Source organism: Novosphingobium cyanobacteriorum (genome assembly GCF_029436685.1).
Lineage (GTDB): Bacteria > Pseudomonadota > Alphaproteobacteria > Sphingomonadales > Sphingomonadaceae > Novosphingobium > Novosphingobium cyanobacteriorum.
The window spans coordinates 1-18,282 of sequence record NZ_JAROCY010000023.1 but is presented as its reverse complement, the minus strand read 5'-3'; the positions used below and the strand labels follow the sequence as shown (position 1 = coordinate 18,282).

Genomic DNA, 18,282 nt, shown 5'->3' with positions numbered 1-18,282 from the left:
GTTCGTGCGCCTCAGATACCGCTGGTGACGTCGATCGACTGGCCCGCGGCCAGGGTCACGACGGCCTTCTTGACGTCGGAGCGCTTGTAGGGCTTGCCCTTCCAGCGCTTGGTCTTGCCCTTCTGCGTCAGGGTGTTCACCGCAGTGACCTTGACATTGAACAGGGCTTCGACCGCAGCCTTGATCTCCGGCTTGGTCGCCTTGTCGGCAACCTTGAAGACCACGGCGTTGTGCTCGCTCAGCAGCGTCGACTTCTCGGTGATGTGGGGAGCCACGATCACGTCGTAGTGACGCGTGTCGATTGCGTCCTTAGCCATTGAAACGCGCCTCCAGCTTCTCGACCGCGGCGCGCGTCAGCACCAGCGTATCATGCTTCAGGATGTCGTAGACGTTGGCGCCGATCGCCGGCAGCACGTTCACGCCCACGATGTTGCGCGCGGCCTTGGCGAAGTTGTCGTTCACGCCTTCGCCGTCGATGACCAGGACCTTCTTGCCCCAGTTCGCCTTGGCGAGCTGGCTGACAAGCGCCTTGGTCTTGCCGTCGACGTCGAGGTTGTCGACGACCACGAGACCAGCCTGCGCCTTCGAGGACAGGGCCATCTTGAGGCCGAGCGCGCGGACCTTCTTGTTCAGCGAGACGTTGAACTCGCGGACGCGCGGACCGTGAGCCTTGCCGCCGCCGATGAAGATCGGAGCCTTGCGATCGCCGTGACGGGCCGTACCGCCGCCCTTCTGGCGACCGAACTTCTTGCCGGTGCGGGCAACGTCGCTGCGCTCACGCGCCTTGCGGGCGATGCCGCGGCGGTTTTCGAGCTGCCAGGTGACGACGCGATGGAGGATGTCGGCGCGCGGTTCGAGACCGAACACGGTGTCCGACAGTTCGACTTCGCCGTTGCCGGCGGTGCCGTCGAGGTTGAGGACCTGAACCTTCACGACTTAGCCCTCCTGACCTTCGGTCGCCTCGACAGCCGCGACTTCCGCCGGGGTGTCGGCAGCAGCCGAGTCATTGCTGTTGGCGGCCTGCTTCAGGCCTGCGGGATACGGCGCTTCGGCGTGACGGTTGACCTTCACGGCGTCACGAACCAGCAGCCAGCCGTTCTTCGAACCGGGCACGGAACCCTTCACGAAGATCAGGCCACGCTCGTCGTCGGTGCGGACGACTTCCAGGTTCTGCTGGGTGCGCTGACGGTCGCCCATGTGGCCGGCCATCTTCTTGTTCTTGAACACGCGGCCCGGATCCTGGCGGTTACCGGTCGAACCGTGGGCACGGTGCGAGATGGAAACGCCGTGGGTGGCACGCATGCCGCCGAAACCCCAACGCTTCATGGCGCCGGCAAAGCCCTTGCCCTGCGTGTGTCCGGTGATGTCCACGTACTGGCCGGGGACGAAGTGCGAAGCGGCGATGGTGCTGCCGACTTCGAGAACGGCGTCATCGGCGACGCGGAACTCGGCGACTTCCATCTTCAGCGGCACTTCCGCCTTGGCGAAGTGTTCGCGCTGCGGCTTGGCAACGTTCTTCTGCTTGGCTTCGCCGGCACCGAGCTGGACTGCGACGTAACCGTCACGGTCTTCAGTGCGAACCGAAACCACCTGGCAATTTTCAAGCGACAGGACGGTGACCGGCACGTGCCGTCCGTCGTCCTGGAAAAGGCGGGTCATCCCCACCTTCTTCGCGATCACGCCGGTGCGCATGATCCATACTCCTTACAGAGGCCTGCCGAGACCATCCCGACAGGCGTGTTCAGCCCGTATGTGAAGCATGCCCCGACCGGGCTGAGTGCCCCTGCCAAACAGGAGCGATCGGGGGACGCTTGCCCGGCTGTGTCCCGTTCCCTTTCGGGAGCGCGGACGGCGCCGGAGGTATCCCTATGTCGCGGTGGCCGGTTTGCCACCAAGCCGGCTTTGGACCGGAAGGAACTTTGAACCCGAAGGTTCGAAACTTGCGTCGTAGATCTGTCGGCCTTCAGCCACCCCGGCTTTCGCCGGGACTGAAGGCAAGCTCGCTTACGCGAGCTTGATCTCGACGTTCACGCCGGCCGCGAGGTCCAGCTTCATCAGCGCGTCGACAGTGGCCGCATTGGGCTGCACGATGTCGAGCAGGCGCTTGTAGGTGCGAACTTCGAACTGCTCACGCGACTTCTTGTCGATGTGCGGTCCGCGGTTGACGCAGAACTTCTCGATGCGCGTCGGAAGCGGAATGGGGCCCCGGATCAGCGCGCCGGTGCGGCGTGCGGTGTCAGCGATTTCGCCAGTGGCCTGGTCAAGCACACGATGATCGAAGGCCTTGAGGCGAATGCGGATATTCTGGGCGTCCATGTCCGTTTACCGATGCGAAAGAGCAAAAACAAAAAAGGCTGGCCGACCTGCCCTCTACCCCACCCCATTTATCAAGCTCGGGGAGAGCGGGCCGACTGCCTGAAAGCGATCAGTTGGTAAAAAACCGGCCGGCGGGAAGAGCGAATCTCCCCGCCGGTGCGCGGCCTATATTACTTCGTGATCTTGCTGACAACCCCCGAACCGACGGTGCGGCCGCCTTCACGGATGGCGAAGCGCAGGCCTTCGTCCATCGCGATCGGGGCGATCAGCTTGACCGACAGGGTCACGTTGTCGCCGGGCATCACCATCTCGGTGCCTTCGGGAAGGATCACTTCGCCGGTCACGTCGGTGGTGCGGAAGTAGAACTGCGGGCGGTAGTTGGCGAAGAACGGCGTGTGACGGCCACCTTCGTCCTTCGACAGCACGTAGACCTCGGCAGAGAACTCGGTGTGCGGCTTGACCGAACCGGGCTTGCAGAGGACCTGGCCACGCTCGACGTCTTCACGCTTGATGCCACGCACCAGCGCACCGATGTTGTCGCCGGCTTCACCCTGGTCGAGCAGCTTGCGGAACATTTCCACGCCCGTGACGGTGGTCTTGGTGGTGTCCTTGAGGCCGACGATCTCGACTTCTTCACCAACCTTGACGATGCCGGTCTCGACGCGGCCGGTCACGACCGTACCACGACCCGAGATCGAGAACACGTCTTCCACCGGCATCAGGAACGGCTTGTCGGTCGGACGCGGCGGCTGCGGGATGTAGCTGTCGACAGCGGCCATCAGCTCGTTGATCGAGTTCTTGCCGATGTTGTCGTCGCGGCCTTCCAGAGCGGCCAGGGCCGAACCCTTGACGATCGGAATATCGTCGCCCGGGAAGTCGTACGACGAAAGCAGTTCGCGCACTTCCAGCTCGACCAGCTCGAGGATTTCCTCGTCGTCGACCTGGTCGACCTTGTTCATGTACACGACCAGCGCGGGCACGCCGACCTGGCGGGCCAGCAGGATGTGCTCGCGGGTCTGCGGCATCGGGCCGTCAGCGGCGTTCACGACCAGGATCGCGCCGTCCATCTGGGCGGCACCGGTGATCATGTTCTTCACGTAGTCGGCGTGACCCGGGCAGTCGACGTGCGCGTAGTGGCGGTTGGCGGTCTCGTATTCCACGTGGGCGGTCGAGATCGTGATGCCGCGCTCGCGCTCTTCGGGAGCCTTGTCGATATTCGCGTAGTCGGTGAACGTGGCGCCACCGGTTTCGGCGAGCACCTTGGTGATCGCAGCCGTCAGCGTGGTCTTGCCGTGGTCGACGTGACCGATGGTGCCGATGTTGCAGTGCGGCTTGGTCCGCTCAAACTTAGCCTTGGCCATTGCTCAAAACCTTCTTTTTCGATTGTCTGTGATATCCGCAGGGTGGCGCCCGACTGAATCAGGCGCCGCCCCTAGCCTGATCCGTGCGATCAGGCAAGCGTTCCGATTGAACCCGCTGATCTGGCGATCAGGCGAGCTTCGACTTCAGCTCGGTTGCCACGTTCGCCGGCACTTCGTCGTAGTGCGAGAACTGCATCGAGTAGTTGGCACGGCCCTGGGTGAAGGACCGCAGCTGGTTCACGTAGCCGAACATGTTCGCCAGCGGGACCATGGCCTCGACCACCTGGGCGTTGCCCCGGCTGTCGGTGCCCTGGATCTGGCCACGGCGGCTGTTGATGTCGCCGATCACGTCACCCATGAACTCTTCCGGCGTCACGACCTCGACCTTCATGATCGGTTCGAGGACCTTGATGCCGCTCTTCTGGGCCGCTTCGCGCATGGCGCCGCGGGCGCAGATTTCGAAGGCCAGCGCCGACGAGTCGACGTCGTGGTAGGCGCCGTCATAGAGCAGGACTTCGAAGTCGATGATCGGGAAGCCGATCAGCGAACCGGTTTCGGCGGTCTCGCGGAAACCCTTCTCAATGGCGGGGATGTATTCCTTCGGAATGTTGCCGCCCTTGATCTCGTCCTTGAACGTGAAGCCCGAACCGCGCTCGCCCGGCGTCACCTTCACCTTCACGCGGCCGAACTGGCCGGTGCCGCCCGACTGCTTCTTGTGGGTGTAGTCGATGTCCACCGGCTTGCCGAGGTATTCGCGATAGGCCACCTGCGGGGCGCCGACGTTCGCTTCCACCTTGAACTCGCGACGCATGCGGTCGACGAGGATTTCGAGGTGGAGTTCGCCCATGCCCTTGATGATGGTCTGGCCGCTCTCGTGGTCGGTCGAAACGCGGAACGAAGGGTCTTCGGCAGACAGGCGGTTGAGCGCGATGCCCATCTTTTCCTGGTCGGCCTTGGTCTTCGGCTCCACCGACAGCTCGATCACCGGCTCCGGGAACTCCATGCGTTCCAGGATGATCGGCTGCTTTTCCGAACACAGCGTGTCGCCCGTGGTCGTCTCCTTCAGACCCGCCAGGGCAACGATGTCGCCGGCATAGGCGGTATCGATGTCTTCACGGTTGTTGGAGTGCATCAGCAGCATGCGGCCGACCTTCTCCTTCTTGTTCTTCACCGAGTTCAGGTAGCTGCCCTTGACGAGCGTGCCCGAATAGATGCGGGTGAAGGTCAGCGAGCCGACGAAGGGGTCATTCATGATCTTGAACGCCAGCGCCGAGAACGGTGCCTCGTCCGAGGTCGCACGGGTGTCCGGCTCGTCGGTGTCGGGGTTCACGCCCTGCACGTCGGGAATGTCGAGCGGCGAAGGCAGGTAGTCCACCACCGCGTCGAGCAGCGCCTGCACGCCCTTGTTCTTGAACGCGGAGCCGCACAGCACCGGCACGAAGGCCTGGCTCAGCGTGCCCTTGCGGATCAGCGCCTTCAGCGTCGCCACGTCGGGCTCGTTGCCTTCCAGGTACGCTTCCATCGCGTCGTCGTCCTGCTCGACGGCGAGCTCGATCAGCTGCGAGCGGTAGAGCGCGGCGTCGTCGGCCAGGTCGGCGGGGATTTCTTCATAGAAGAACTCGGCGCCCAGCGATTCATCCTTCCAGATGATCGCGCGCTGTTCGACGAGGTCGACGAGGCCCTTGAAGTCGGCTTCTGCGCCGATCGGCAGATAGAGCACGGCCGGCTTCGCGCCAAGGCGATCGATGATCGTCTGCACGCAGTACTTGAAGTTGGCGCCGGTGCGGTCGAGCTTGTTGATGAAGCACATCCGCGGCACGCCATACTTGTCGGCCTGGCGCCACACGGTTTCCGACTGCGGCTCAACGCCGGCAACGCCGTCGAACGCGGCAACCGCGCCGTCGAGCACGCGCAGCGAACGCTCGACTTCGATGGTGAAGTCCACGTGGCCGGGGGTGTCGATGATGTTCAGGCGGTGATCGTTCCAGAAGCAGGTCGTCGCGGCCGACGTGATCGTGATGCCGCGTTCCTGTTCCTGTTCCATCCAGTCCATGGTCGCGGCGCCGTCGTGCACTTCGCCGATCTTGTAGGACTTGCCGGTGTAATAGAGGATGCGCTCGGTCGTCGTGGTCTTGCCGGCGTCGATGTGCGCCATGATGCCGAAGTTGCGATAGCGCTCGAGCGGATGGCTGCGGGCCATGGTGGGTTTCCTTGGGTGTGGGGGAGCCTGATGTCTCGGGCTCGCCCCATATGGTTACGTTCGTGACCGTTTAAAGACGGGAACCTCCCGCCGCCGGGATTACCAGCGGTAGTGGCTGAACGCGCGGTTCGCGTCGGCCATGCGGTGGGTGTCTTCGCGCTTCTTCACGGCGTTGCCACGGTTGTTGGCGGCGTCCAGCAGCTCGGCCGAAAGGCGGGCCGACATGGTGGTCTCGCTGCGGTTGCGCGCGGCGGTGATCAGCCAGCGGATGGCCAGCGCCTGGGCGCGCTCGGGGCGCACTTCCACCGGCACCTGGTACGTCGCACCGCCAACGCGGCGCGAACGCACTTCGATCTGCGGCTTCACGTTGTTCAGCGCATCGTGGAACAGCTGCAGCGGATCCGCCTTGGCGCGGGTCTGCATGGTGTCCAGCGCACCATAGACGATCGATTCCGCGACCGACTTTTTGCCGTCGAGCATGAGGTTGTTCATGAACTTCGACAGGGTCTGATCCCCGAACTTGGGATCGGGCAGGATTTCCCGCTTTTCGGGACGACGACGACGAGACATCTTTGATACTCCTTCGGAGTGCGGCGCTCACATTAGTGACCGCCTTCCGGCTCCGGCCCGCTTCCCCGCCCAGCCACCCAGATCATGCCCCTTGGGGGGGGGCGATCGGGCGGCGGATCGGTCCGAAGCCGGACCTTCGCCTGCTGACCTTACTTCGGACGCTTGGCGCCGTACTTCGAACGGCTCTGCTTGCGGTCCTTCACGCCCTGCGTGTCGAGAACGCCGCGCAGCACGTGGTAGCGCACGCCGGGAAGGTCGCGCACACGGCCGCCGCGGATCAGCACGACCGAGTGCTCCTGCAGGTTGTGGCCTTCGCCGGGGATGTACGAAATCACTTCGCGGCTGTTGGTCAGGCGGATCTTGGCGACCTTGCGAAGCGCCGAGTTCGGCTTCTTCGGGGTGGTCGTGTAAACGCGGGTGCAGACGCCGCGCTTCTGCGGGTTCTGCTCCATCGCAGGGACCTTGCTCTTGGTCTTCTGCGGAACGCGACCCTTGCGGATCAGCTGGTTGATTGTGGGCATGAAGATCTCTTCACCTTGGTTGTGGCATTGCGCCAAAGGTGAAGGAAAAGCCTTGCCGGGCAAACGCGCCGGGCCGGCCCATGGCCGCCCTGCCCTGCCCTGCAAGCCGAAACGCTCCACCCGCGCCGCAGCACCGGGTTACTTTGACGGATAACGCGAAGGATGCCCCCCGCACGCACCGCCAATGTTCAGCTCGAATCCGGGAAACCCCGGAAAGAAGGCGCGCCCTTACGCGCGATGCGCCCCAAGGTCAACCGCCATCACCCAGCCCGCCCGCGCGCCGTCACACTATATATACGCGCCAACGGCAGCCGCGCGAGCGAAAGAGCGAACGAGCCTGCGGAAAGCAAACCCCTCCAAAAAAGGACCGTCGCCCCGTGCTCGACACGGGGCTTGGCTCCCCCCGCAACCCCGCACCCAAGGGTGCCCGGAATCGCCTCTGCCACCACCAATCGGCTGAAAATGGGCGAGAGCAGCCACTCCAGTCATCCCCCAACCCAACCGCCCAGAACAAAACCGTCTCGTTCGTTTATTTCTACCATTTCGATTGAGAATTCCCTTGAAGCCCAGTTCGGTCAGTGGTAATGATACACCATAACAACCGCCGGGCGGGGTTGGCCCATCCGGCACCATAACGGAGAGGCAGACATGGGATACGCGAACCTGAACAGGGAAACGGCGTGGCGTGACCGGTGGGGGCGTGAACGGCTGGGCAGCGGGGCGGCGGTCATCGCGCTCCATGTCGGGCTCGGGGTGGCGCTGCTTTCCACCTTCGCCGGCGGCGCGATCACCGAAGCGATCGACGACGCGATCGATGCGCAGTGGTTCTACGCTCCGCCTCCTCCACCGCCCACGCATCCCGAAACCAAGCCTGCGATCAAGCCGAAGACCGACGACCGCATCGTCGTTCCACCCGCCCGCAACGAACTCGCGCCCACCGGCCCGATGCTCGATACAAAGCCGCTCGACCTCGCCCCGCTCAAGCCCGTCGAGATCGGCGGTGGCGACAAGGGCGAACTGGTGATCAAGCCCACGCCCACGCCGAAGCCGTCCTTCGCCCCGCTGCTGGCAAAGCCGCGCAACGATCCTGCCAGATGGGTCTCGCGCAACGACTATCCCACGCAGGCCATCCGCGAAGGCTGGACCGGCGTCACCCGCTTCCGCCTGTCCATCGGCGCGGATGGGCGAGTCACCGGCTGCGACGTGATCGCCAGCAGCGGGCACGACCTGCTCGACCAGATCGCCTGCACCCGCGTAACCTCCCGCGCCCGCTTTACCCCGGCGCGAGACGAAACCGGCGCAACCGCCTCCGCCACCTTCCAGTCCTCCATCCGCTGGCAACTGGAAGACTGAACCCACATGCAAGCCCCTCCCCGGCGGGGAGGGGTTGGGGTGGGGGTTCCACGCTCGCGACAAAAACCATTTTCCTACAGCCCCCCAACCGGAGTACCTTCCTGCCGAGGCCGTAGGAGACACGCGTGTCTGTTATCTTTTCCCGATTTTCCACAAGTGACTGGACAGGCAGGATTTCGGAAAATCGCGTTTTGCCCATTGGACAGTGTCAACCGTGTCAACCTCGCTGACCCCCAGCGCCCTCGACCGGGTGCTCGATTCGGTCGTTCCGGCCCTCGCCGCGCGGCCGTCCGGGCTGTTCGTGGTGGGCATCTGCGGGGCGCAGGGCTCGGGCAAATCCACCATCGCCAACGCGCTGGTCGATGCCCTTGCGGTGCCGGCGGCGGCGCTTTCGCTCGACGATCTCTACCTGCCCCGCGCCGATCGGCAGGCGCTGGCGCAGCAGGTCCATCCCCTCTTCGCCACGCGCGGCGTGCCCGGCACCCATGATCCCGACCTCGGCCTCGCCACCATCGCCGCGCTTGAGCGGGGCGAGCCCGCCCCCCTGCCCCGCTTCGACAAGGCCGCCGACGATCGCCTGCCCGTCGCCCACTGGCCCAAGGCTCCCGCCGGAACCCGCGTGCTGGTGCTCGAAGGCTGGTGCCTCGGCGCTCGGCCCCAGCCGCAGGCGGCACTGGCGGACCCGCTCAACGCGCTGGAGCGCGACGAGGACCCGGATGGCATCTGGCGCCACGCGGTCAACGCCGCGCTTGGCGGGCCGGGCTATCGCGCGCTGTTCGGGCGGATCGACCACCTCACCCTCCTTGCCGCGCCGGGGTGGCAGGCGGTGCTGCCCTGGCGCACGCAGCAGGAACAGGCGCTGCGCCGCGAGGGGCGCGGCGGGATGACCGACGCCCAGCTCGCCCGCTTCGTTCAGCACTATGAACGCCTGACCGGGCACATCCTGGCCGAGATGCCTGCCCACGCCGATCTGGTCCTGCAGCTCGATGCCGCGCGGCAGGTCGTGGGCCAGCGGCGGAACGGCGCGGAATTTCCATTGTGGCCGGAACAGGCCACGGCCCCATCCGCTCTGTCCGCAGACCCCTTGGCGGGTCCCAGTGGAGAGAACCAATGAACAACAACGACAGGAACAAGCAGGGAAATCTCGGCGGTCAGCAGGGGCAGCAGGACCAGCAGGCAGACCGTGCCAACCAGATGGGGCAGGAGGATCGCAAGCCCGGCCAGCAGCAGCAGCAGCAGCAGTACGGCGATCGCAAGCCGCAGGGCGACAGCGGTGACCGGCAGCAGCAGCCCGGCCAGCAGGAACAGCAGCAGCAGGGTGGCCGTCAGCGCGATGGCCGTCAGCAGCAGCAGGGCGACAACCAGGGTGGCGGCGGCGGTCGCACCGGTCAGTAACGCCTGCTCCGCTCAGGCGGCGCAAGGCGCGGGCGGGCCATCACGGCTCGCCCGCGCCGACGCGTGTCGGATGGGCGACGGATGGAATGGTCCGGACCGGCCGAGGCGTGCTAGCCTTGGCCGAACCGATGAGGAGGGAACTGATGAAGGCTTTGAACACCGCCGCCTGCGCGCTCGGCCTGCTTGCCCTGGCGGGCGCGGCGCCTTCGGCGCAGGCGCGTGACTGCAAGCGGCTGACCAAGACCGAGGGCGCGGTGATCGGCGGCGTCGGCGGTGCGGTGCTGGGCAAGGTCATCGCCGGCGGCACCACCGGAACCGTGCTGGGCGCGGTGGCGGGCGGCGTTGCCGGGCACGAGATCGCCCGCAAGAACCGCAAGAAGTGCCGCTACCGCTGACCCTGGAACGGAGGCGCGGCGGCGGCTATTCCGCCGCCACGCCCATGCCGCTGCCGTCGTCATCGTCGTCGGGGCCGCCCATCGCATTGGCCATGGCCACCTGCAGCGCGCTGGCTGCGCTCTGCAGCAGCCCGTCCATCGCCGCCATGCCCCGGGTGCTCAGCCGCACGAACGTGCGCCGGCCATCGCGGCCGTCGTCCTCGCGCTCAACAAGGCCACGCGCCTCCAGGATGCGCAGCCAGCGCAGCGCCGTCGTCGGCGGAACATGCGCGCCAATGCAGGCGCTGGTGGTCGGCACGCGCCGGTCTTCCCGTGCTGCGACGTAGAGGTCGAGCAGGATGTCCCAGGTCGGCTCGCCGAACAGGTCCGCGCTGAGAAAGCGCGCCCGCCGCCGCCGGCCCTGGTAGAATTCCCGCGCCACCGCCAGCGCCAGCCGGTCCTTGGCCGGTCCCGCCGGCAGCACCGCGGGCACTTCGGGCATCTGCGCCTCAGCGGCGCGGATGGCCCTGCCCTTGCGCTGCGCCGATCCGATCAGGCGAACCGTGGTCATGTCCGTTCTCCCGGCTGCGCCCGGCCCGGGCAATCGATGCGGGAGAAGGCTCCGGCCGCCAAGGGTGATAGCGACCGATCCGCCGGCGCCGCTCGACATGCGCGAGCGTACCGACCGCCAGGATGGCCAGCTGGAACACGAAGGGCATCTGCGTCATGGCCCAATAGGCCTTGCGCACCACGCCTACGTCCCAGATCTTGGCGAGGTGGCCCAGCACGACAAGCACCTGCGAGGCGCTGACCCACAGCGGCCAGCCCCGGTTGGCCCTGAGCGCGACCCACAGCAGGACCACGAAGGCCCAGCTGTCGATCACCACATGGCCGGGGTTGACCGCGAACCAGCCCGGGTCCCCGAACATGGCATGGTTGCCCACATCCAGCACGAAGGTGGCCAGCAGGATGCCCGCCACGAGCCGTTCGGGTTCGTCGCCCTTGCGGGCTGCGAACAGGACGGTGACGAGCAGGATGAGGCGCGGGATCCAGAGCGAAAGCATCGGGCATCACGAACATCCGGGGCGGCCGCACGTCAAGGTCATGCGGCCTGCGAGGCGGCCAACGGCGCCTCTTCCACTTCGGCGGTGCTGGGGCAGGCATCGTTGCCGCCGTTGTGTTCGACCGCCACCTTGTTGAGCCGCCCGTGCACGCGGGCCAGTTCGCCGCCGGCATCGATCATCGATTGCTGGCTCTTGACCAGCCGCATCAGCGCATCCTGCCCCACGAAGGGATCGACGCCGGTTTCGCGGCGGGCGCCCACCATGGTGGCAAGCAGGTTGGCCTGGCGGATCAGCGCCTCGTCGAGTGCGGCCTCCGCTTCATGCAGGTCCCGCGTGATGCGCAGCTGGGCAACTTCAATGGTCATCGTCCGATTCGACATGGCACATCCCCCTTCGGCCGGCGCAGGCGCCGACACGCTTCGGTCAAGGAGGAGAGGTTCGCCGGACCCTTCAGGTCCTGTCGATCATCTGCGCCAGCTGGCCATACATGGCCAATCCGCCCAGGACGATCAGGATCAGGAACACCGCGATTACCGCAATCGCGCCCAGCCGGAGCATGGTTCCGTTCGGACCGTCGAACATCTCCGGGAGGACGTGGTAGTAGGCCGGTCCGGACAGGTCGCCGGCCGGTGCGGCCATCGTAGCCCGCATGTCTCCGGTCGGTGCTTCCGGGCGTCGTTCCGCCACGTCATCCCGGAACAGGGAATGCGCGTCATTTGCCGGGGGAGCGACATGGGAAAAGCCATATATGGATCGTTCGTATATCGCGGAACCCGCGGATTCGCGTTCTTCTTCCAACAGACGACGATAGGCTTGGGCCACTTCGCTGCGGCTCGAGACATTGAGCTTGGCCCGCGCGAGCATGATGCGCTGGTCCACCGTATGGGGCGAGATGCCGAGCTCACGGGATATTTCCTTGGACGTCTTGTGCTGGATCAGCAGGTCGAGAACCGCCCGTTGCTTCTCAGTAAGCCCGTCACGCAGCTCAGACGAACCAAACTGTCGCTCGGCAAGGTCCTTGCCGATAAAATCTCCGGCGGATTCCCATCCTTCCGGATCGTCCAGACTGTCCACGCCGTGCCCCTGCCTACCCGAAACGAATATCCACCTGATCTGGCATACATTAGGACCGAACGCTTGCCAGCATTCGATCCGCGTGAACGCCCCGTCAATCGTGCTGAACTACGCGTTTGCACGTAGTTACCGGTAACGGTTACCAAAATGGTGTAATCCGTTGAGCACTGCAAGCCTCAATTCCGGACCCGGGAATAAAAGCATTCAAGAGGCTGCTAATGCTTGCGTTGCTGCTTGCGGGCCCGGTGCATTGCGCGCCTTTCCGATTGTGCGGAAAAGGTTTGTCGCTATCCTGTGGCCCGACGTGATCTTAAAGGGGTAGAGGCCGCTCGTGAAGCGTAGCCTGTTCATTCGCCGGACGGGCAAGGCCCTGGCGACAAGCCGCGCCATCCTGGCCCTGGTGTTCCTGCTGGCGCTGTGGATCGATCCGGTCCAGCCGGCCCGCTCGCTCACCGCGGGCTTTGCCGTGCTGACGGTGTACCTGGCATGGTCGATACTGCTGGTGGCCATCGCCTGGCGCAGCTGGTGGCTCGATTTCCGCCTTTCGGCGATCGTCCACGGGATCGATATCCTGGCTTTTATCGGCGCGGTCTATATCACCGAGACCGGCCGTGGCGATTTTTCCAGCCCGTTCATGGCCTTCGTGGTCTTTCTTCTGATCTTTTCAGCAATGCGGTGGGGTTGGGCCGCAGTGCTGCGCACGGCGGTGGCGCTGGTCGTGGCCAACAGCCTGGCAGGCGTGCTGCTGACCACGCTGCACCTCGATATCGACATATACCGCTTCGGACGCCGGCAATCCTACATGGTGGTACTGTCGATCATCATGGTCTGGCTGGGCGTCGAGCGCCGCCGGCCGCTGTTGCCGCCGCTGCCGGAACCGGGTGGCATCCCGGGCGAACGGCGCGATCGGGTGCTGGCCAATGCCCTGTCGCACGTCCGTACGTCGCTGCAGGCACGGGGCGCGGCGCTGGCCGTGGTGCGCGACGAAGAGCCCTGGCTGGACGTGGTCAAGGACATCGATGGCACCATCACGACGGACCGCATCGGTCCGAACGAGATTGCCGAAGACATTTCCCACGTTTCCGATCCCATGCTGTTCAATCGCCCTTCGGGGCGCGGCATCGTGCTGGGAGACGACGGCGCGATGAGAGCGCGCATGGAGCGCATGGAGCTGCCCCTTGCGACCTATTGCGGCGTGGATGAAGGCCTGCTGGCGAGCTTTGTGACCGCCGATGGCCATGGCCAGTTGCTGGTCTGGGGCGCATCGGACCTGGGGGTGGACGATCTGTCGCCGGTGCGGACACTGGCGCGCGAGATCGGTCTTGCCATAGATCGCGAGGACATGGCCGCGCTGGCCCAGTCGGCCGCGGTCTCCGACATACGCCAATCGCTGGCGCGCGACCTGCACGACAGCGTAGCCCAGTTCCTTGCCGGCACGCTGTTCCGGCTGGAGGCGCTGCGCCGCTGGATCCGCGAAGGCAACGACCCATCGCACGAGATCGACGGCATGAAGGAGGCGCTGCGGCGCGAACAGGCGCAGCTGCGCGTCATGATCGACCGCCTGCGGCGCGGTGAGGAAGGCGACCGCAAGACCGACCTGGTCGAGGAACTGGAAAGCCTTTTGGGAGAAATCGGCCACCACTGGCACATCACCACCAGGCTGGTGGCGGAAGAGCGCCCGCTCTCCGTTTCTATACACCTGGCCTATGAGCTGCGGCAGGTGGTGCGCGAGGCGGTGGCCAATGCCGTTCGCCACGGGCATTGCCGGACGGTGGAAGTACAGCTCGCCATGGAAGAGGCCGGCGCACTGCGCATCCTAATCTCCGATGATGGCGAAGGTTTCCCAAAGACAACTGGCGTCATGCGCCCCCGGTCGATAAGTGAACGTATCGAAACTCTGGGAGGCAGGATCGCCGTATCGAACAGCGATCCGGGTGCTGTGCTTGACATTGATCTGCCGATAAGGATTGCTGCATGATCCCCATTCTTGTTGCCGACGACCATGGTTTCATCCGCGCAGGCGTGGAAGCTGTGCTGCGCGGCAGCCGGTTCCAGGTGGTGGCGGCAACCGCCAGCGGTGAAGAGACGCTGGCCGCGATCGACAGCTACGATCCATCGATCGTGCTGCTGGACATCAACATGCCGGGGCTGAACGGCGTGCAGACGCTGGAAACGCTGCGTTCGCGGGGAGACAAGCGATCGGTGGTGCTGCTGACCGCCGAAATCAATGATCGCCAGCTGCTGTCGGTGATGCGCGCAGGGGTGGACGGCATCATCTCGAAAGACGGGGCCGAGGACGAGCTGATCGACGTGCTGGAAAAGGTCAACGCCGGGCAGAAGGCGATCGACCCGCAGTTCCTGCAGCGCGCGCTGGACCTTTCGCTGAATCCCGAGGGCACCGGCCCGCTGGAACGGCTGAACCCGCGCGAACGGCGCATTGCCCGGCTGGTGGCCCGCGGCCTGCGCAACCGTGACATCGGGCAGGAACTGAATATCGGCGAAGGCACGGTGAAGGTGTACCTCCACGCCATCTACCAGAAGCTGGGCATCGACAACCGCACCGAGCTGGCGCTGCTGGCCGTGAACGACCCGGGCGACTGAGCTTTACGAACCGAACGAGAAAGGGCGCGCAACCTTCTGGCGGCGCGCCCTTTTCTGTTGGTGGTGACCCGATGTTTGTCCGCATGCGGCGGATGCCCATCCCGCTGCGACTAACGCTTGCTGCGCAAGCACAAGTCTCGCTCCCCTCCCGCATGCGGGAGGGGGTGGGTTCGACGCCGGCGGAACCCCGCTTCCTTCAGGCCGGTTCAAGCACCAGGGTGCAGGCTGCGGTATTGCTGATCGGGATGTGGTAGTTGCGCGTCACCTCGGCCAGCGGCACGTCACCCAGCGCGCCGCGCGCGGCGATCCAGTTGAGGATCTCGATGCCCTGCGTGCCGGCCAGCTGGGCCACTTCCTCCACCGAATGCTGCGTCAGCGCATCGGGATCGGCGGCAAGGTGATCGAGGCAGAACTTGTCGTAGTCCGGGTTCATGAAGCCGGCGCGTTCACCCTCAAGCTGGTGGGAAAGCCCGCCCGTGCCGATCACCACGATGCGCTCGTTCCCCTGCCACGATCGCAGCGCCCGGCCCACCGCGCGGCCCAGCGCGAGGCAGCGCTTCGGGCTGGGCACCGGGAACTGCACCGTGTTGATGGCGATCGGCACGATCTTCACCGGCCACTCGGCAGCATCGGGCCAGGCAAGTTCGAACGGGATCGACACCGCATGGTCAACCAGCATCTTCTGGCAGGTGGTGATGTCGAACTCCGAACCGACCAGTTCCTCGATCACGTGCCATGACAGCGCCGGATGCCCTTCGAACGACTTGTAGACCGGCAGGCCCCAGCCCTCGTCCTCGTTGGCGTAGCTCTTCGCCGCGCCGACTGCGAAGGTGGGCATGGCATCAAGGAAGAAGTTGAGCCCGTGATCGTTGCTGAACACCACGGCAACATCGGGCTTCACCTCGGCCAGCCAGCGGCGCACGCTGGGGAACCCGTCGAAAAACGGCTTCCAGTATTCATTGTGCTGGTCACCACGCGCAATCGCACCGCCGATGGCGGGAACATGGCTGGTGAAATAGGCGCCCACGATCTCGGCCATCATGCGATCTCCCTGCTGACATGGAGCCCGGCGATCGCCGGGTCGATCCCGGCGCGCTGCGACACCAGGTAATCCTTGAATTCCTGCAGCGGCCGCCCGGTCTGCAACGCGCCAAGGTCCTGCACGTTGAGGCCGAAGATGCCCGCCAGCTTGGCGAGATAGTAAACGTTACCCCCTGCGCGCAGCATGGCCGGCACATCGCGATCGGCCACGGCCTTGCGCTGCTCGGGCGTCAGGGCGAACTTCGCGCAGTATGCGTCCTCGTCCGCCAGGAAGGCCTTTCGGTTGGCTGCTTCGTTGAACGAAAAGCACATGGCGTTGAGCTGAAAGCCCCGCTCGGCCAGCTCGCCATCGAACAGCGCAGTGCCCGGAATTGAGCGCCGCAGCGCCAGCGATCGGTCGGATGTCATCTGCCGTTCCTCTCTCCTCGATCCGGCTACGCGAGCCGTTTGCGAGAGGCACGATAATTGTATGCAACACATACAGCCTTGATGCAGGTCAAGGCTTGGCCGGTTTTTCGCCGATGAAAGTGGCAAACGTTCCGACATAAGGATGGTTACGTAACAGGTTGGTACCGGATTGCCTTGGATGCCGCTTAGCCCCTAGCCATTCGGGCATGGCCATGACCAATGCCGAACGCCAGCGACGCTATCGCCAGAGGCTGAAGGCCCGCGCATCGGGTGATGCGCTGGGTGACCAGGCGCGCGCCGCCGTGGAACGCGCCATCGCCGCGCTCTGGGCCTTTCACGAACGCCCCGCCCCCAGCGGGTTGCGCTGGTCCGAGATCGACGGCTGCACCACGCTGGCGCACTACCGCGCCGAGCTCGAGCGCGCGCCGGGCAACCTTCTGCAGGCCTGTCGCGCCTTCCTGCCCGATTACGAAGGCCTGACCGATGAAGAGGCTCGCGCCATCGGCATGGTCATCGAACTGGCAGACGCCCTGCGGCTCGCCCCGCGCTCCACGATCCTGCCCTACGCCGCCTGAGTGGGCGAAAACTGGGCCTGAGCGGGCGGAAACAGGAATGGCTTTTACCATTATTTCCATGGATTTGCTTTGCAGATCGGACTAATCCAGCGCGCCAGCGGAACGTGAAGGGTGCAATTCCCCCAAAATCCGCAGGGCGCGCAGGGGTACCGATGGACTTGATGCCGGCAGTACGCAGGGCCGTCACCCGGCAGCGGGGCAAGGCCGAGCAGGCCATGTGGATGCTCGCACTCTTCGTCGTGCCCACGCTGCTGCGCGCCAGCGTGGACACGGGTGGGCTGGCACTGCCCTTCCTCACGTTCTGGCCCTCGCTGCTGGTCGCCTCGCTGATCCTCGACACCGGCTTCGCCATAGCCTTTGCCGTGGTCGCCGCGGCGGGGGCGCAGCGTATTTTCGGCGGTGGCGGATGGTTCGTCTCGCTGGATGCCGCGCGCATCGTGTTCTTCGCACTGTTCGCATTCTCGGCCTCGCTGATCATCGCCATGGGCACGCTGCTGCGCCGCGCGGTGCGCCACCTTGAGCAAGCCAACCAGCAGCAGGAAGGGTTCAACCGCGAACTGCGCCACCGCGTGCGCAACATGCTCGCCATCGTCCAGGCACTTGCCTCGAGCGGGCCGAAAGCGGAGAACCCGCTGGATTTCTTCCGCGAATTCTCCGGCCGGCTGGACAGCCTCGCCCGTGCCAGCGACCTGCTGCGCATCGGCACAGAGGCGGAAGGCCGCCTCCCCGACCTGATCGAACGCACGGTCGAACCCTTCTCGGGCACTGGCCGCATCCACCTGCAGGGCACCCCCTGCGTGGTGCCCGACGAAAGCTGCATCCCGCTGATCATGGCGCTGCACGAACTGTGCACCAATGCCGTAAAGCACGGCGCGCTGTCCGGCGAGGCCGGCCGCGTCGAGATATCCTGGTTCGTGGCCGAAGGCGGCGGCGGGCTGTTCCTGCTGTGGAAGGAAGTTGGCGGGCCAACCGTCAGGCCGCCCCAACGCACCGGCATCGGCACCCGCCTGCTGATGCCGCAACCGGGGCTGGATCGGGTGGAACTGGCCTTCGAACCCAGGGGGCTGTGGTGCGAAATCGCCATCCATGGTGGCCGGCACCTTTGAAAAAGGCCAACAAATTGCACCGAAACGGCGCTATACCTCCCTTTCAGTGTCAAAAGTGCTCGGAACCTGACCCCGCCTGCAACATTATGGCCCTAGCGCGATTCGGCGCACTGCTTCCGTGGTAGTTTCTACGGAATGATTGCGCTTGCCGACCGTTATGGCTTCGTCTAGCCACGGCTCGTGGGGGGAGTTCTGGACACGTGGATCGTCAATTCCTGAGCCTGTTTATCCAGCGCTACAAGGGCAACTTCATCCTTGTCGGCGTAGCCAGCGTGTTGCTGAACGTGCTGGTCTTCGCGGGCTCTGCGTACATGATGCTCGTT

22 protein-coding genes are annotated in these 18,282 nt (G+C 65.1%); 8 read left to right on the top strand and 14 right to left on the bottom strand.

Going from position 1 to position 18,282, the window contains the following annotated elements; genetic code table 11:
* Positions 1-11 precede the first annotated feature (11 nt).
* From POM99_RS18610 to rpsL, 8 genes are all read right to left on the bottom strand, one after another.
* The gene (locus POM99_RS18610; RefSeq protein WP_277280127.1) at positions 12-317 is read right to left on the bottom strand and encodes a 50S ribosomal protein L23; all 306 of its coding nucleotides are present in this window, start codon (positions 315-317) and stop codon (positions 12-14) included.
* Entirely contained in the window at positions 310-933 is a 624-nt protein-coding gene (gene rplD / locus POM99_RS18605) for a 50S ribosomal protein L4 (protein WP_277280126.1), read from the bottom strand. The genes POM99_RS18610 and rplD overlap by 8 nt, the downstream gene beginning before the upstream one ends.
* A gap of 3 nt (positions 934-936) precedes the next feature.
* Positions 937-1,692, bottom strand: a complete 756-nt coding sequence (gene rplC / locus POM99_RS18600; RefSeq protein WP_277280124.1) for a 50S ribosomal protein L3 — start codon at positions 1,690-1,692, stop codon at positions 937-939.
* A gap of 312 nt (positions 1,693-2,004) precedes the next feature.
* Positions 2,005-2,316, bottom strand: coding sequence for a 30S ribosomal protein S10 (gene rpsJ / locus POM99_RS18595; protein WP_185663838.1), 312 nt, complete (start codon positions 2,314-2,316; stop codon positions 2,005-2,007).
* Positions 2,317-2,486: 170 nt separating this feature from the next.
* Entirely contained in the window at positions 2,487-3,677 is a 1,191-nt protein-coding gene (gene tuf, locus POM99_RS18590) for an elongation factor Tu (RefSeq protein WP_277280122.1), read from the bottom strand.
* A 127-nt stretch (positions 3,678-3,804) separates the two neighbouring features.
* Positions 3,805-5,877, bottom strand: a complete 2,073-nt coding sequence (gene fusA / locus POM99_RS18585; RefSeq protein WP_277280120.1) for an elongation factor G — start codon at positions 5,875-5,877, stop codon at positions 3,805-3,807.
* 99 nt (positions 5,878-5,976) lie between these two features.
* Positions 5,977-6,447, bottom strand: a complete 471-nt coding sequence (gene rpsG / locus POM99_RS18580; protein WP_277280119.1) for a 30S ribosomal protein S7 — start codon at positions 6,445-6,447, stop codon at positions 5,977-5,979.
* Positions 6,448-6,596: 149 nt separating this feature from the next.
* Entirely contained in the window at positions 6,597-6,968 is a 372-nt protein-coding gene (gene rpsL, locus POM99_RS18575; protein WP_264445369.1) for a 30S ribosomal protein S12, read from the bottom strand.
* A 648-nt stretch (positions 6,969-7,616) separates the two neighbouring features.
* Between rpsL and POM99_RS18570 the strand changes: the two genes are divergently transcribed.
* From POM99_RS18570 to POM99_RS18555, 4 genes are all read left to right on the top strand, one after another.
* Positions 7,617-8,321 carry an energy transducer TonB gene (locus POM99_RS18570; protein WP_277280117.1) on the top strand — a complete coding sequence of 235 codons (705 nt, stop codon included), beginning with the start codon at positions 7,617-7,619 and terminating at the stop codon, positions 8,319-8,321.
* Between the two features lie 226 nt (positions 8,322-8,547).
* The gene (locus POM99_RS18565; protein ID WP_438823028.1) at positions 8,548-9,435 is read left to right on the top strand and encodes a kinase; all 888 of its coding nucleotides are present in this window, start codon (positions 8,548-8,550) and stop codon (positions 9,433-9,435) included.
* Complete coding sequence (locus tag POM99_RS18560) at positions 9,432-9,716, top strand: hypothetical protein (RefSeq protein WP_277280116.1); 285 nt, start codon at positions 9,432-9,434, stop codon at positions 9,714-9,716. Before POM99_RS18565 ends, POM99_RS18560 begins: the two co-directional genes overlap by 4 nt.
* Positions 9,717-9,859: 143 nt before the next feature.
* Positions 9,860-10,111, top strand: a complete 252-nt coding sequence (locus POM99_RS18555; protein WP_277280114.1) for a YMGG-like glycine zipper-containing protein — start codon at positions 9,860-9,862, stop codon at positions 10,109-10,111.
* Positions 10,112-10,136: 25 nt separating this feature from the next.
* Here POM99_RS18555 and POM99_RS18550 read toward each other — a convergent pair whose 3' ends face one another.
* The 4 genes from POM99_RS18550 to POM99_RS18535 form a co-directional block, all read right to left on the bottom strand.
* Positions 10,137-10,661, bottom strand: coding sequence for a helix-turn-helix domain-containing protein (locus POM99_RS18550; protein WP_277280113.1), 525 nt, complete (start codon positions 10,659-10,661; stop codon positions 10,137-10,139).
* Positions 10,600-11,154, bottom strand: a complete 555-nt coding sequence (locus tag POM99_RS18545) for a hypothetical protein (RefSeq protein ID WP_277280112.1) — start codon at positions 11,152-11,154, stop codon at positions 10,600-10,602. Before POM99_RS18545 ends, POM99_RS18550 begins: the two co-directional genes overlap by 62 nt.
* Positions 11,155-11,192: 38 nt before the next feature.
* Positions 11,193-11,519, bottom strand: coding sequence for a hypothetical protein (locus POM99_RS18540; protein ID WP_277280110.1), 327 nt, complete (start codon positions 11,517-11,519; stop codon positions 11,193-11,195).
* Between the two features lie 85 nt (positions 11,520-11,604).
* The gene (locus POM99_RS18535) at positions 11,605-12,228 is read right to left on the bottom strand and encodes a LuxR C-terminal-related transcriptional regulator (RefSeq protein ID WP_277280109.1); all 624 of its coding nucleotides are present in this window, start codon (positions 12,226-12,228) and stop codon (positions 11,605-11,607) included.
* Positions 12,229-12,559: 331 nt separating this feature from the next.
* Between POM99_RS18535 and POM99_RS22435 the strand changes: the two genes are divergently transcribed.
* Both POM99_RS22435 and POM99_RS18525 read left to right on the top strand, forming a co-directional pair.
* Positions 12,560-14,206, top strand: a complete 1,647-nt coding sequence (locus POM99_RS22435; protein WP_277280107.1) for a sensor histidine kinase — start codon at positions 12,560-12,562, stop codon at positions 14,204-14,206.
* On the top strand, positions 14,203-14,829 hold the full coding sequence (locus POM99_RS18525; RefSeq protein WP_277280105.1) for a response regulator: 627 nt from the start codon (positions 14,203-14,205) through the stop codon (positions 14,827-14,829). Before POM99_RS22435 ends, POM99_RS18525 begins: the two co-directional genes overlap by 4 nt.
* A gap of 196 nt (positions 14,830-15,025) precedes the next feature.
* Here POM99_RS18525 and POM99_RS18520 read toward each other — a convergent pair whose 3' ends face one another.
* Positions 15,026-15,868: a class III extradiol dioxygenase family protein gene (locus POM99_RS18520; protein ID WP_277280103.1), complete on the bottom strand. Its 843-nt coding sequence runs from the start codon at positions 15,866-15,868 to the stop codon at positions 15,026-15,028.
* Positions 15,868-16,278, bottom strand: a complete 411-nt coding sequence (locus tag POM99_RS18515; RefSeq protein ID WP_277280102.1) for a protocatechuate 4,5-dioxygenase subunit alpha — start codon at positions 16,276-16,278, stop codon at positions 15,868-15,870. The genes POM99_RS18520 and POM99_RS18515 overlap by 1 nt, the downstream gene beginning before the upstream one ends.
* A 206-nt stretch (positions 16,279-16,484) precedes the next feature.
* Between POM99_RS18515 and POM99_RS18510 the strand changes: the two genes are divergently transcribed.
* Positions 16,485-16,853, top strand: a complete 369-nt coding sequence (locus POM99_RS18510; RefSeq protein WP_277280099.1) for a hypothetical protein — start codon at positions 16,485-16,487, stop codon at positions 16,851-16,853.
* A 152-nt stretch (positions 16,854-17,005) separates the two neighbouring features.
* On the top strand, positions 17,006-17,959 hold the full coding sequence (locus tag POM99_RS18505) for a sensor histidine kinase (protein WP_277280097.1): 954 nt from the start codon (positions 17,006-17,008) through the stop codon (positions 17,957-17,959).
* The last annotated feature ends 323 nt before the right edge of the window (positions 17,960-18,282 follow it).

Bases quoted from the DNA above. Each gene is read 5' to 3' on its own strand.
- POM99_RS18510 (WP_277280099.1), top strand. From the start codon at position 16,485: ATGGCCATGACCAATGCCGAACGCCAGCGACGCTATCGCCAGAGGCTG.
- POM99_RS18550 (WP_277280113.1), bottom strand. From the start codon at position 10,661: ATGACCACGGTTCGCCTGATCGGATCGGCGCAGCGCAAGGGCAGGGCC.
- rpsL (WP_264445369.1), bottom strand. From the start codon at position 6,968: ATGCCCACAATCAACCAGCTGATCCGCAAGGGTCGCGTTCCGCAGAAG.
- POM99_RS18525 (WP_277280105.1), top strand. From the start codon at position 14,203: ATGATCCCCATTCTTGTTGCCGACGACCATGGTTTCATCCGCGCAGGC.
- rpsG (WP_277280119.1), bottom strand. From the start codon at position 6,447: ATGTCTCGTCGTCGTCGTCCCGAAAAGCGGGAAATCCTGCCCGATCCC.
- rplC (WP_277280124.1), bottom strand. From the start codon at position 1,692: ATGCGCACCGGCGTGATCGCGAAGAAGGTGGGGATGACCCGCCTTTTC.
- rpsJ (WP_185663838.1), bottom strand. From the start codon at position 2,316: ATGGACGCCCAGAATATCCGCATTCGCCTCAAGGCCTTCGATCATCGT.
- POM99_RS18570 (WP_277280117.1), top strand. From the start codon at position 7,617: ATGGGATACGCGAACCTGAACAGGGAAACGGCGTGGCGTGACCGGTGG.
- POM99_RS18540 (WP_277280110.1), bottom strand. From the start codon at position 11,519: ATGACCATTGAAGTTGCCCAGCTGCGCATCACGCGGGACCTGCATGAA.
- POM99_RS18520 (WP_277280103.1), bottom strand. From the start codon at position 15,868: ATGGCCGAGATCGTGGGCGCCTATTTCACCAGCCATGTTCCCGCCATC.
- POM99_RS18610 (WP_277280127.1), bottom strand. From the start codon at position 317: ATGGCTAAGGACGCAATCGACACGCGTCACTACGACGTGATCGTGGCT.
- fusA (WP_277280120.1), bottom strand. From the start codon at position 5,877: ATGGCCCGCAGCCATCCGCTCGAGCGCTATCGCAACTTCGGCATCATG.
- POM99_RS18515 (WP_277280102.1), bottom strand. From the start codon at position 16,278: ATGACATCCGACCGATCGCTGGCGCTGCGGCGCTCAATTCCGGGCACT.
- POM99_RS18555 (WP_277280114.1), top strand. From the start codon at position 9,860: ATGAAGGCTTTGAACACCGCCGCCTGCGCGCTCGGCCTGCTTGCCCTG.
- tuf (WP_277280122.1), bottom strand. From the start codon at position 3,677: ATGGCCAAGGCTAAGTTTGAGCGGACCAAGCCGCACTGCAACATCGGC.
- POM99_RS18560 (WP_277280116.1), top strand. From the start codon at position 9,432: ATGAACAACAACGACAGGAACAAGCAGGGAAATCTCGGCGGTCAGCAG.
- POM99_RS18545 (WP_277280112.1), bottom strand. From the start codon at position 11,154: ATGCTTTCGCTCTGGATCCCGCGCCTCATCCTGCTCGTCACCGTCCTG.
- POM99_RS18505 (WP_277280097.1), top strand. From the start codon at position 17,006: ATGGACTTGATGCCGGCAGTACGCAGGGCCGTCACCCGGCAGCGGGGC.